Here is a 12230-nt window from a genome sequence, read left to right as displayed (position 1 = left end):
GCGGGCCGCGCAGCCCCCGCGCCCGGGCTGGGGGCGGCGCGCTGCGGGTGTGGTCTGGGGGGGGGGCGTCCCCTGTGTGGGGGGGGCGCCCCGACCCGTCAGCGGTCCAGTACGTGCTGGAGACGGAGCGCGTCGTCCTCCGTCATGGGGACCGCCTCCCCGTCCGCCGGATCGCAGTCGAGGCCCGTCAGTGCGATGCCCGCCTTGATCGTGCCCACGAACAGGTCGCCGATGGCGTAGAGGGGCATCAGGCGCTCGATGCTGCGAGCCGCCTCGAGGCAGTCGTCGTTCCTGCCCTCCAGGAACGCCCTGTTCATGCTGCTGAACAGGCGCGGCCTGATGTTCGCCAGACCGGAGATCGTCCCGGCCCCTCCGCAGAGCCGGTTCGGCAGGTAGTACTCGTCGAAACCGGAGAACACCGAGAAACCGGGGCGCGAATCCCGTACGGCGTCCAGGATGCCGCGGGTGTGGCTGATGTTGTCCACGGTGTCCTTGACGCCCACGATGTTCGGGTGGTCGTCGGCCAGCCGGGCCACGAGATCGGGGCCGAGGTCGCTGCCGGTGCGCTCGGGGAAGTTGTACAGGAGGATGTCGCCGCTGATCTCCGAGGCCGCCGCGTTGAACCAGGCGAGTGCCCGGGCGTCGCTGGGGCCGAAGTAGTAGGGGGAGAGCAGGACCGCGGCATCTGCGCCGGCCGCCATCGCGTGCCTGCCCAGGGCGATGCTCTCCCGGGGATCGGTGTCGCCGATCCCGACCATGAGCTGCGCCCTTCCGGCCACCCGGTCGACCGCCCACTCGGCCGCCCGCATGCGCTCCCGGCTCGAGAACTTGAAGAATTCGCCGATGCTGCCGAAGATGAGGACGCCGTCGAGGCCCGCGGCGATCAGGTTCTCCAGATGCAGGCCCCATGCGCGGAAATCGATTTCCCCGTGGTGTGTGAAAGTGACGCTCGGCGCATAGACGCCGTCATACCTCCTGTGGCCCATTGCCCGCTCCGATCGCGCTCGACGAGTACCGACGCGTTAAACCCTAGAGCTCCCCGGGGACCGGGGCGCGCCGAGGGCTCCGCGTCTCAGGGGTCCTGCCCCTCGAGCTGGGGCTCCATGAAGGAGAAGCCGTCGGGCAGGAGCGGGGCCCCCACCCGCCGCGCGGCGCTCGCCAGCTCGTGCGCTCGTCCGGGTGTCATGTTCTGGGCGAGGGTCGTGATGGAGATGGCCCCCACCGTGAGCTCGGCTCTCATCACGGCCAGGCCCACGCACGCCACACCCGGTTGGCGCTCGCCCCATTCGGCCGCGTAACCGAGGCGGCGGGCGGTGTGGACCGCCTCGATCAGCCGGCCCAGATCGGCTCCCTCCCCGGGGAGCTGCCCCGCGTACACGTTGAGGTGCTCGTCCGGGGTCCTCTGGGCCGCCAGCACCGCTCTGCCGAGGGAACTCGTCGCCATGGGGATGAGCTCCCCCACGGTCGACCAGACGCGGATGGCGTGCTCCCTCTCGACCTTGTCGATGTAGAGCATGCCGCTGTCCATGGGGACCCCCAGGTGGACGAGCTCGTCGACCTCGTTGGAGATGGCCACGATCACGGGATGCAGCGCCCTGAGCAGGTTGTCGGGGCCCATCGCCTTCCGCGCCAGCAGGAAGGCGGCCGGACCGAGCGAGTACAGGCCGCTCTCGGCATCCTGGTTCGCGAATCCCCTGAGGCGCAGCGTCGACAGGGCGCGGTACGTCGTCGACTTGTTCGCCCCGGCGCTCTCGGCGATCGCCGTCAGGGTGGAGCCCGAGGGGCCGGCCTCGCCGAGCGCTATCAGCACGGTGAGGGCGCGGTCGACCGCCTCGACCCTGGGCAGGCCCTCGGTCACGTGAACTCCTCCGTCGAGCTGTGTCCTCTCTGAGAATCCTACCCATGTGACTAGAGCATTCGTGACGCACCCGGGTGCGCTGCCGGACGTCGTGACCCCGCCGGGGGGGACGGCGCCATCTTCACAATGCTATGTTTTATTTAGCGCAATCAAATGGTTCGCTTAATGAAATCACGACAGGGAAGTCGCTGAGTCGGGGCGTGCTGGCCCGTGCATGGGCGCGGCCCTGACCGGCGCACGGCCGAGGAGGGCGGTCACGTGACGAGGATCACGCAGTACGACGTGTACGACCTGAGGTTCCCCACCTCCGTCCACGCCGACGGTTCGGACGCGATGAACAAGGACGGTGATCATTCGGCCGCCTATGTGACGCTCAGGACCGATCGGCCCGGGCTCGAGGGCCATGGGTTCACCTTCACCATCGGCCGTGGCACCGATGTGTGCGTGCAGGCCATCCGCGACCGCGTCCAGCCGCTGCTGGGCATGGACCTGGACGAGGCCACCCGCGACCTCGGGGGCACCTACCGCATGCTCGCCTCGGACACCCAGCTGAGATGGATCGGGCCCGACAAGGGGGCCGTCCACCTCGCCCAGGCCGCGGTGATGAATGCGGTCTGGGATCTCGCCGCGAAGGCGGCCGGCAAGCCGGTCTGGGAGTTCGTCACGGACATGTCCAGCGAGGAGATCGTCGACACCGCCGACATGTCCTATCTCGCCGATGAGATCACTCCTGCGGAGGCGGTGGCGCTCCTCGAGGAGCAGGAGCCGAGGCGCGCCGAGCGCATCGCCCATCTCGAGGAGCACGGCTTCCCCTGCTACTCCACCGCGGCGGGATGGCTGGGCTACTCGGACGAGAAGATGCGCCGCCTCATCCGCAAGGAGCTGGACGCGGGCACTCGCAACATCAAGCTCAAGGTGGGCGGGAGCGTCGAGGACGACATCCGCCGCTGCGGCATCGCCCGCGAGATGATCGGTCCCGAGGGCAGGCTCATGCTGGACGCCAACCAGGTCTGGGACGTCCCCACCGCCATCGAGTGGATGGGCGAGCTCGCCCGGTTCGACCCGTACTGGATCGAGGAGCCGACCCATCCCGATGACATCCTCGGGCACGCCCGGATCCGCGAGGGGATCGCCCCGATCAAGGTGGCGACCGGCGAGCACGGCATGAACCGCATCCTGCACAAGCAGATGATGCAGGCCGGCTCCTACGACTTCTGCCAGATCGACGCCTGCCGCCTGGCGAGCGTCAACGAGGTGCTCGCCGTCCTCATCATGGCCGCCCGCCGCGGCATCCCGGTGTGCCCGCACGCGGGCGGCGTCGGCCTGTGCGAACTGATCCAGCACCTCATCTTCATCGATTACGTCGCCATCTCGGGCACGCTGGACAACCACTACGCCGAGTACATCGACCACCTGCACGAGCACTTCCTGGAACCCTGCGTGGTCAGGGACGGCTCCTACCGCCTTCCGCGCGCCCCCGGCTACTCGTCCGGCATGAGGGCCCGGAGTCTCGCGGACTACAGCTTCCCGGACGGGCGCTACTGGGCGGAGGAGCACCCGAAGGTGCTCGCCGCCAGGGCCGCGGGCCGGGTGGACGAGTGAACGGCGGCGCGGCGTCCCCCGGGCGGCCGGGACGTCCGGCCCTCCCGCCTCGATCGCGGGTGGACGGGCCGGCGGCGATGGCCGTGCTCGGCGCGCGGCCGCTCCCTGCCGATGACGTCGTCCCGATGCCCATGAAGAATCATTCGCTGGGCTCGACGGCGCCCTGCGTCTAGCGTCGACGGGGTGGACATCTACCTCACCGGTCTGCTCACCGGCCTCGGCCTCATCGTCGCCATCGGAGCCCAGAACGCGTGGCTGATGCGACAGGGGCTGCGCCGGGCGCACGTGGGATGGGTGATCGGCATCTGCATCGCCTCCGACGTCGTCCTCATGAGCGCCGGCACACTGGGCATCGGGTTCGTCGCGGAGCGCGCGGCCCGGGCGCTCGCCGTCCTGACCTGGGCCGCCGTGGCCTATCTGTGCTGGTTCGCGTTCATCAGTCTCCGCTCGGGGCTGCGCCCGGACGGCGGGGCGCTCAGGGCCGGTGGCGGGTCCGGCTCCGAGCTGCGCCCGGTGATCCTCACGACGCTGGCGGTGACCTGGCTGAACCCGCACGTCTATCTCGACACGATGGTCCTCGTCGGTTCCCTGGCCAACCAGCACGGCGCGCTGCGCTGGGTCTTCACCGCCGGCGCCATGAGCGGCTCGGCCTGCTGGTTCGCCGCCCTCGGCCTCGGGGCCCGCGCCCTGGCGGGGCCGCTGGCCCGGCCGGGGCTGTGGCGGGGCCTGGACCTGGCCATCGGCGGGCTGATGGCCCTGCTGGCCCTCGGGCTGGCGCTCGAGGCGCTGTGAGGCGGCGAGGCCCGCCGGTGCCGGTGCGCGCGGGTTGGCGGCGCCCGCCGGCGCTCATCCCGGCGCCTCGTGTCCGGCCGTCCGCGAATACCGCAGATGAGTTGGTGGGCGGTGACGGCGGCGCCCCTGTGCTGACGCCGGCCTCGGCACGCGGGTGAGACGCGGGTGAGAAGGCGAGGACGGGGCATCGTGCGCCCGCAGCGAAATCAGCTGGTATCTTGTCTGCTGGCGGAGCGAGGGGAATCCGGTGAGAATCCGGGCGGTCGCGCCACTGTGAGAGTCAGACCCCCTGCTCCGCCGGTCGCACACAGTGGAGGCGCTCGACCTCTGACGTGACGGGTCCTCATCCCGCTGTCAGTGCATCGGCGCGCACGAGGGGAGGAGCCCCATGAGTCATGTCCCACCGCGCGCGGGCGCGCGGTTCACGCCGATCAAGCGTCACCTGGTGACGGCCGTCGCAGCAGTACTCGCCGGCGCGTCCGCGCTGACGGGCTGCAGTTCATCGTCCTCCGGCTCGGGCGCGTCCTCGTCCGACGGCCCGTACGTCATCGGGCAGACGAGCATCGCCAGCAGCCTGGACCCGTTCAAGTCGAGCTGGGCGCTCACCGCGGACGGGGTCGCCGAGACCGTCTTCATGCAGGACGCCCAGGGCAACGAGACCTCCAGGTTCGTCGAGAACGTGGCCCAGACGGGCGACCTGGACTGGACCATGGACGTGAAATCCGGCGTCGAGTTCTCCGACGGCACCGCCGTCGACGCGAATGCGCTGGCCGCGTCGCTCAACGCCATTCAGGACCAGAACTCCCTGTCCAACGCCTCCGCCGGACGGATCGCCTTCGCCGCCGCCGGGGAGCGGCTCACGGCCCGCACCGAGCGGCCCACCAGGGTGCTCTCGTCGATCCTCGGCGAGTGGACCAATGTCGTGTTCAAGTCCGACGAGAGCGGCAACTACATCTACACGGGCCCGTACACCGTGAACTCGTTCGACCCCAAGGCCTCGCTGTCGCTGAGCCCGAACGAGCACTACCCGGACGCCGGAAGGCGCCGAGACGTCACCGTCAAGGTCTTCTCCGACGTGGACTCCATGAAGCTGGCCATCGAGTCCAGGAGCATCGACATGGCCTTCACGATCACCCCATCGGTCGCCGACCAGCTCCGGTCGGCCAGCGGCGTCCAGGTCAAGACGATCGAGGCCGGCTACCAGTACTTCGGCCGCCCGAACCTCACCGAGGGCGTGCTCACGGACGCCACCGTGCGCAAGGCCCTCGACCTCGGACTCGACCGCAACGACTACGTGGAGGCCCTCGAGGGCGGCCGGCTCGCGACCGGGGCCTTCTCGCACATCTACAGCTTCGCCGGAACCGAGGACCTGACCGTCGACGGGGCGCAGGCGGCAGCGCTGCTCGACCAGGCGGGTTGGACCGCGGGCTCCGACGGCATGCGCAGCAAGGACGGCCAGCCCCTGACCGTTCGCCTGGTCACCTATGCCTCGCGCCCCGACCTGTCGACGATGATGCAGATCATGGTCTCCCAGCTCAAGGAGCTCGGGGTGGCGACGACGACCTCCGTGGTGGACTCCGTCAGCAACATCGAGCCCGGGGACTACGACATGGTGCTCTGGGCCCAGCACACCGCGCCGACCGGCGAGCCGAGCTACTTCCTGAACCAGTTCTTCCGCACCGGCGCCTCCAACAACGTCACGGGTTACAGCTCCGGGACCACCGACGCCCTGCTCGACGAGCTCGGCCAGCTGGCCCCCGGCGGCGAGCGCGACGCCAAGGCCGTCCAGATCCAGCACCAGCTGCGCGAGGACGAGGCCGTCCTCTTCGCCGTGGACCCCCAGTGGCACATCGCCGTGACCGACAGGCTGGCCGGCTACCAGCCCTACTGCGGTGACTACTACGTGGTCAACCCCGAACTCGGACTGGGCTGAGCCGGGTGGACGCGCGTCCCGCGCCCGCGCTCGGCCGCGGGCTCGCGTACCTGGCCCGCCAGGCGGGGCTCGTGGTCTTCTCCAGCGTTGCCGTCTTCGCCGTGACCCGGGCCCTGCCCACCACTCCCATGGAGGCCTATCTCGAACAGCACGGCCTGCCCGCCACCCAGGAGAACATGGACGCCCTGGCCCGCCAGTGGGGGCTGACCGGTTCGCCGCCCGAGCAGTACCTCGGCTGGATCCGTCGTTTCGTCACAGGGGACTGGGGCACGTCGATCGCCTCCGGCGCGTCGATTCGCGATGAGATCATGACGCGCCTGCCGCTGTCGCTCGCCATCGGTCTGGGCGGCGTCGCGATCGCCTTCGTCCTGGCCTACCCGTTGGGCATGAAGGCCGCGACCGGGAACCGCCTCTGGGACGCCCTGGCCCGCATCGTCGTCCTGTGCGGCGAGGCCGTGCCCAGCTTCCTGGTGTGCACCGCCGTCGTCGATCTGCTCGGCGTGCGCCTCGGCCTGATCCCCTTCTACAGCCTTCCCCCCGCCCGGGCGGTCGTCGCGCCGATGCTCGTCGTGGCACTCTACTCGCTCGGCCAGTTGTCCCGCGTGGTCACGGCCCATGCCGAGCAGCTGAGGGGCCGGCCCTTCGTCAGGGCGGCCGTGCAGCGCGGCTTCACCGTCGAGCGGGTGCTCTGGCACGACTGCCGGCGGCCGGTTCTCTACGGGCTCACCGGTGCGGTGGTCTCCAAGATGGCGTGGGTCATCGGGGGCGCCTCCGTCGTCGAGTACGTCTTCGCCGTTCCCGGCATGAGCTACTACATCATCTCCAGCATCGGGGCCCGCGACTACACGGTGGTGCAGTCCTATCTGATGATTCTGGTGCTGTGGATGTTCGCGACCCGGGTGCTCCTCGGCGCCGCGATGGCCTGGCTGGATCCGGGGTCGCGATGAGGGGGCGCGGACGGATGGTCCTCGGCCTCGTGCTGATGGGGTTCCTCCTGGTCGTGTTCGCCCTGCCCCACGGGGACCCCACGGCCGTCGACCTGGGCAGTGCGCTGGCGGGCCCCTCGCGGGCGCACCCCCTGGGCACCGACAGGCTCGGGCGCGATCTGTGGTCGCTCCTGGCCGCCGGTTTCTGGCGCACGCTCGCCGTCGTGACCGTCACCTGCGCGACGAGTCTGCTCATCGGCATCCCCTGCGGCCTGATCGCCGGCTACCTGGGGAAGGCGGCCGACGCCGTGATCATGACCCTCACCGATCTGACGATGGTGGTGCCGAGTTTCATCGCGGCCCTCATCATCACCTCGGCCATCGGGCTGACGCCGGTCAGCGCCGGTGCCGTCCTGGGGGTCTTCGGCGCCGGCCCCTATGTGAACCAGACCAGGGCCCTGACCCGGTCCGTGCGCGGTGCCGAGTACGTGCGCGTGGAGATGCTGCTCGGCACCCCCACGTCGGCGATCCTGGCCCGCTTCGTCCTGCCGGCGGTGGCCGATCCGCTTCTGAGATACTTCGGTTCGACGGCCAGCGGCGCCGTGCTGTCCTACGCCGGGCTCGCCTTCATCGGCCTGGGACTCGACGGCACCCTTCCCGACTGGGGCACCACGCTCTACCAGAACCGTACGCAGGTGGATCACCCGGCGCTGATCCTCTGGCCGGCCGCCGGCGTCCTCGCGCTCTCGCTCGTCTTCCAGCTGTTCTGCGACGCGTCGGTGGCGGGGGGCGATGAGGTTGCCTGACGAACGTTCCGGCGAGGGCACCGTCCTGCGGCTCAGGGGGCTCTCCGCGCGCGCCTCGTCGCCGGCGCCCGCCGAGCTGCTGCACGGGGTCGACCTGGACCTGGCCAGGGGCGGGCTCCTCGGCGTCGTGGGCCCCTCCGGCGCGGGCAAGAGCATGCTGCTGAGGTCCATCACCGGATTCCTGCCCGCGGGCGTGACGATTTCCGGCTCGGTGCGCCTGTACGACGAGCAGGGGCGCGGCGACGAGCTCGTCGCCATGAACCCGGCCCGCCGCCGCAGGCTCGTCACCTCGCGCTTCGCCATCCTCGGCCAGGACTCGATGGGTTCTCTCAACCCGTACCGCACGATCGGTGCCCAGCTGGGCGAGACCCTTCGCCTTCACGAGCCGGGACTCGGCGGGCGCGAACTGCGGGACGCCTGCACCGGCTGGCTCGACAGGGCCGGCCTGCCGGGGGCCGCCGCGCTGCTCGGCCAGTACCCTCACCAGCTCTCCGGCGGGATGCGCCAGCGCGTGTCGATCACGCTCAGCCTGTGCGGACCCCAGCGGATCGTGCTGGCCGACGAGCCCACCACCGCCCTCGACATGGTCCGGCAGGACGAGTGCGTCCGTCTGCTCGAAGAGCTGAGCCGGGGCTCGGGCCGGGCCATGATCTACGTCTGTCACGATCTGGCACTCGCCGCCCGGCTGTGCACGCGGGTGATCGTCGTCGCCGACGGCGCGATCGTCGAACGGGGGACGGTGGAGCAGGTGTTCGGGACCCCTCGCAGCCCGGTGACGCGCCGCCTGCTCGAGAGGACCCGGGAGGTGCGGCCGGCATGAGCCTGCTGATGAGCATGCACGGCGTCGTGAAGCGGTTCCGGGGCGGCGGGCGCGGAGTGACCGCTGTCGACGGGGTCGACCTGGAGCTGGAAGCGGCGCAGGCGGTGGCGCTGATCGGCCAGTCGGGCTGCGGCAAGAGCACCCTGGGCCAGCTGGCCGTGGGGCTGCTGGCGCCCGACTCGGGCCGTATCCAGTACGGCGGCGTCGACCTGGCCCGTTGCTCCCGCCGGGAACTGCGCGACCTGCGCCCCGGGCTTCAATTCGTCTTCCAGAGTCCCTTCGACGCGTTCGCCCCGCATCTGAGCCTGCGCGGCAGCCTCGAACCGGCCGCCGTCCGGTGTCATCGGGGATGGTCCCGCAGCCGGGCCTCCGGAGCGGTGGTGGATGCCTTGGGCGAGGTGGGCCTGGAGGCCGGGCTGTTGGATCGGCTGCCCGACGAACTGTCCGGCGGGCAGCTGCAGCGGGCGTCCCTGGCCAGGGCCCTGCTGGCCGGGCCGCGGCTCATGGTGGCCGATGAGGTGGTGTCCGCACTGGACGTGGCCGCTCAGAACGATGTGACCCGACTGCTGCGGCGCCTCCAGAAGCAGTGGCGCTTCGCGCTGCTGTTCATCACCCACGACCTGGGGGTGGCCGAGCGGATCGCTGACGAGGTCATCGTCATGGACGCGGGGCGCATCGTGGAGCGGGGCCCCGCCCGCGGGGTGATCGCCCGGCCCGGTTCGGACGCTGGCCGACGCCTGGTGGAGGCCATTCCCCATTTCCCCTACTGAACGGTCAGTGGTCCCTCGATTCTGCGCTGTGGGGCGAGCACCGGGCGCACGACAGCAGGCCGGCCCGGTCGCGGCACTCGCCGCCGCCGGCCGGGCCGGCAGTGGGCCCCGTCCCGTCGAGCCCGTCCGGCGGGCGGCAGCGTGCGGGCGCCGTCGTCTTCGGGACGCGGATCGAGCGTCCCGGGTTTTCCGGTCCTCGCCCTCGCGCCGTTCCGCCGGCGCCCCTGTCGGGCCCCGGGTGGTCGGGGGCCGGAAGAGGGTGGTCCGGGCGGTGGTGGTCGTCGGCCGCCTCAGTCGAGTCTGCGGCGGGCGGCGCCCTTGTCGGCGCTCTGGGCGAGCAGGGCGAAGACCTTCAGCGCGTTCGAGACCTCGCGGTCGCGGTGGCGGGGCCGCCAGCCGGCCTCGTCCTGCTCGGCGCGGCGCGCGGCGAGCTCCTCGTCGGACACCCGCACGCTGATCGTGCGGGCGGGGATGTCGATGTCGATGATGTCGCCGTCGCGCACCAGTCCGATCGCGCCGCCTGCCGCTGCCTCGGGGCTGATGTGGCCCAGCGACAGGCCGGAGCTGCCGCCCGAGAACCGGCCGTCGGTGATCAGGGCGCACTCGGGACCGAGGCCCACGCCCTTGAGGTAGCTGGTGGGGTAGAGCATCTCCTGCATGCCGGGGCCGCCCCTGGGCCCCTCGTAGCGGACGACGACCACGTCGCCGGCCCTCACCCGGCCGCCGAGGATGTGCTCGACGGCCTCCTCCTGGGACTCGGTGACGTGGGCCGGGCCGCTGAAGACGAACTGGTCGGCGGGCACGCCGGCCGACTTCACGACGCAGCCGTCGACGGCGATGTTGCCGTGCAGCACCGCCAGGCCGCCGTCGGCGGTGTAGGCGTGGGCGATGTCGCGGATGCAGCCGTTCACCGGGTCCCTGTCGAGCTCGGCGTGGCGGTTGGTCGAGCCGAACATCTCGGTGGTGCGCACCCCGCCGGGGGCGGCGTGGTACAGCTCGACGGCCTGCGGCAGCGCCGAGCCGCCGCGCACGTCCCAGTCGTCCAGGAAGGACGCCATGGAGTCGTGGTGCACCGAGTGCACGTCCATGTTGAGCAGTTCGCCGCGGCGCAGCTCGCCGAGGATGGCCGGGATGCCGCCGGCGCGGTGGACGTCCTCGAGGAAGAAGACGTTGCTGTTCGGGGCCACCTTGCACAGGCAGGGCACGTGGCGCGAGAGCTCGTCGATGTCGTCCTGGTCGAAGTCGACACCGGCCTCCCGGGCGGCGGCCAGCAGGTGCAGGATCGTGTTCGTCGAACCGCCCATGGCGATGTCCATCGTCATGGCGTTGGCGAAGGCCTCGCGGGTGGCGATGGAGCGCGGCAGCACCGCGTCGTCGTCCTCGTCGTAGTAGCGCTTCGCGTTGGCGACGACGCGACGGCCGGCCTCGGCGAAGAGGCCCCTGCGGACGCTGAAGGTGGCCAGCGCGGTGCCGTTGCCGGGCAGCGCCAGGCCGAGGGCCTCGGTGAGGCAGTTCATCGAGTTGGCGGTGAACATGCCCGAGCAGGAGCCGCACGTGGGGCAGGCGTTGGCCTCCATGCGGGCGAGCTCGGCGTCGGAGACGTCCGGATCGGCCGAGGCGGTCATCGGGTGGATGAGGTCGAGGCGCGAACTCGTCGTGCCGTCGTCGTTGGTGATCGGCCGGCCGGACTCCATGCCGCCGCCGGACACGAAGACCGTCGGGATGTTGAGGCGGAGGGCCGCCAGCAGCATGCCGGGGGTGATCTTGTCGCAGTTGGAGATGCACACGAGCGCATCGGCCTGATGGGCGTTGCACATGTACTCGACCGAGTCGGCGATGATCTCGCGGCTGGGCAGGGAGTAGAGCATGCCCCCGTGGCCCATGGCGATGCCGTCGTCGACGGCGATCGAGTTGAACTCCTTGGCGACGCCGCCGGCCTCTGCGACGGCGTCGGCGACGATCCTGCCGACGTCGCGCAGGCCGACGTGGCCGGGCACGAACTCGGTGAAGGAGTTGGCGATGGCGACGATCGGCTTCCCGAAGTCGCCGTCGCCCATGCCGGTGGCGCGCCACAGGGCGCGGGCGCCCGCCATCGGGCGGCCCTCGTAGGTGATTCGTGAACGCAGTCTCGGCATCGCCAGGTCCTTCCCCCGCCCTCAAGAGTAGGGCCCCGCCGGATTACGGACCGTTCCGGACCACAACTTGTCCGCGGTTCGCCCGCGGTCCCGACCGAGGGCGCATCCGGCCGCCGTGCGGCGAACGGACCGGCGGGGGCGGCCCGGGCCGCCCCCGCCGGTTGCCGCAGGCTCCTCGGGCGCGAGGCCCGTCCGCGGTCCCTCAGACCTCCAGAAGCACCTTGATGGCGCGCCGTTCGTCCATCGCCTTGTAGCCCTCGGCGGCCTGTTCGAGAGGCAGGCGCAGGGTGAAGACCCTGCCGGGGTCGATCTCCTTCTTCAGGATCCGGTCGATGAGGTCGGGCAGGAAGCGGCGCACGGGGGCGGGGCCGCCGTGCAGGTGCACCTCGGAGAAGAACAGGCTCCCGCCGTCGATCTGCTGGTCGTGGCTGACGCCGACGAAGCCGACGTGGCCGCCGGGACGGCACGAGGCGATGGCCTGGTCCATCGAGACCTGGTGGCCGACGGCCTCGACGACGCTGTGGGCCCCCAGCCCGCCGGTGAGCTCCTTGACCTTGGCCGCGCCCTCCTCGCCGCGCTCGGCGATGA

Annotated in this window: 11 protein-coding genes and 1 riboswitch; of the genes, 7 read left to right on the top strand and 4 right to left on the bottom strand. The window is 71.0% G+C overall.

Annotated elements, in window-relative coordinates; genetic code table 11:
- Positions 1 to 98: 98 nt before the first annotated feature.
- Both R2N01_RS09550 and R2N01_RS09545 read right to left on the bottom strand, forming a co-directional pair.
- On the bottom strand, positions 99 to 986 hold the full coding sequence (locus R2N01_RS09550) for a dihydrodipicolinate synthase family protein (RefSeq protein ID WP_316670604.1): 888 nt from the start codon (positions 984 to 986) through the stop codon (positions 99 to 101).
- Positions 987 to 1072: 86 nt separating this feature from the next.
- Positions 1073 to 1858: an IclR family transcriptional regulator gene (locus tag R2N01_RS09545; RefSeq protein ID WP_316670602.1), complete on the bottom strand. Its 786-nt coding sequence runs from the start codon at positions 1856 to 1858 to the stop codon at positions 1073 to 1075.
- Between the two features lie 258 nt (positions 1859 to 2116).
- Between R2N01_RS09545 and R2N01_RS09540 the strand changes: the two genes are divergently transcribed.
- The 7 genes from R2N01_RS09540 to R2N01_RS09510 all read left to right on the top strand — a co-directional run bounded on the left by R2N01_RS09540 (position 2117) and on the right by R2N01_RS09510 (position 9507).
- Positions 2117 to 3460, top strand: a complete 1344-nt coding sequence (locus tag R2N01_RS09540; protein ID WP_316670600.1) for an enolase C-terminal domain-like protein — start codon at positions 2117 to 2119, stop codon at positions 3458 to 3460.
- Between the two features lie 183 nt (positions 3461 to 3643).
- Entirely contained in the window at positions 3644 to 4252 is a 609-nt protein-coding gene (locus R2N01_RS09535) for a LysE family transporter (protein WP_316670599.1), read from the top strand.
- 194 nt (positions 4253 to 4446) lie between these two features.
- Positions 4447 to 4560, top strand: a riboswitch (cobalamin riboswitch).
- 80 nt (positions 4561 to 4640) lie between these two features.
- On the top strand, positions 4641 to 6185 hold the full coding sequence (locus tag R2N01_RS09530; RefSeq protein WP_316670597.1) for an ABC transporter substrate-binding protein: 1545 nt from the start codon (positions 4641 to 4643) through the stop codon (positions 6183 to 6185).
- A 5-nt stretch (positions 6186 to 6190) separates the two neighbouring features.
- Entirely contained in the window at positions 6191 to 7132 is a 942-nt protein-coding gene (locus R2N01_RS09525) for an ABC transporter permease (protein WP_316670595.1), read from the top strand.
- 14 nt (positions 7133 to 7146) lie between these two features.
- On the top strand, positions 7147 to 7917 hold the full coding sequence (locus tag R2N01_RS09520) for an ABC transporter permease (protein ID WP_316670593.1): 771 nt from the start codon (positions 7147 to 7149) through the stop codon (positions 7915 to 7917).
- Positions 7910 to 8737, top strand: coding sequence for an ABC transporter ATP-binding protein (locus tag R2N01_RS09515; RefSeq protein ID WP_316670591.1), 828 nt, complete (start codon positions 7910 to 7912; stop codon positions 8735 to 8737). The genes R2N01_RS09520 and R2N01_RS09515 overlap by 8 nt, the downstream gene beginning before the upstream one ends.
- Positions 8734 to 9507 carry a dipeptide/oligopeptide/nickel ABC transporter ATP-binding protein gene (locus R2N01_RS09510; protein ID WP_316670590.1) on the top strand — a complete coding sequence of 258 codons (774 nt, stop codon included), beginning with the start codon at positions 8734 to 8736 and terminating at the stop codon, positions 9505 to 9507. Before R2N01_RS09515 ends, R2N01_RS09510 begins: the two co-directional genes overlap by 4 nt.
- A gap of 290 nt (positions 9508 to 9797) precedes the next feature.
- Here R2N01_RS09510 and ilvD read toward each other — a convergent pair whose 3' ends face one another.
- Together ilvD and R2N01_RS09500 are read right to left on the bottom strand one after the other, a co-directional pair.
- Positions 9798 to 11642, bottom strand: coding sequence for a dihydroxy-acid dehydratase (gene ilvD / locus R2N01_RS09505; RefSeq protein WP_316670589.1), 1845 nt, complete (start codon positions 11640 to 11642; stop codon positions 9798 to 9800).
- A gap of 202 nt (positions 11643 to 11844) precedes the next feature.
- Positions 11845 to 12230: zinc-binding dehydrogenase (locus tag R2N01_RS09500; protein WP_316670586.1), on the bottom strand; the 386-nt coding region annotated here is incomplete at its 5' end.

Origin of the sequence: uncultured Propionibacterium sp. (genome assembly GCF_963539965.1) — a bacterium.
GTDB lineage: Bacteria > Actinomycetota > Actinomycetes > Propionibacteriales > Propionibacteriaceae > Propionibacterium.
Note: the sequence above shows the minus strand (reverse complement) of the source record. Positions and strands in the feature narration are given on the sequence as shown.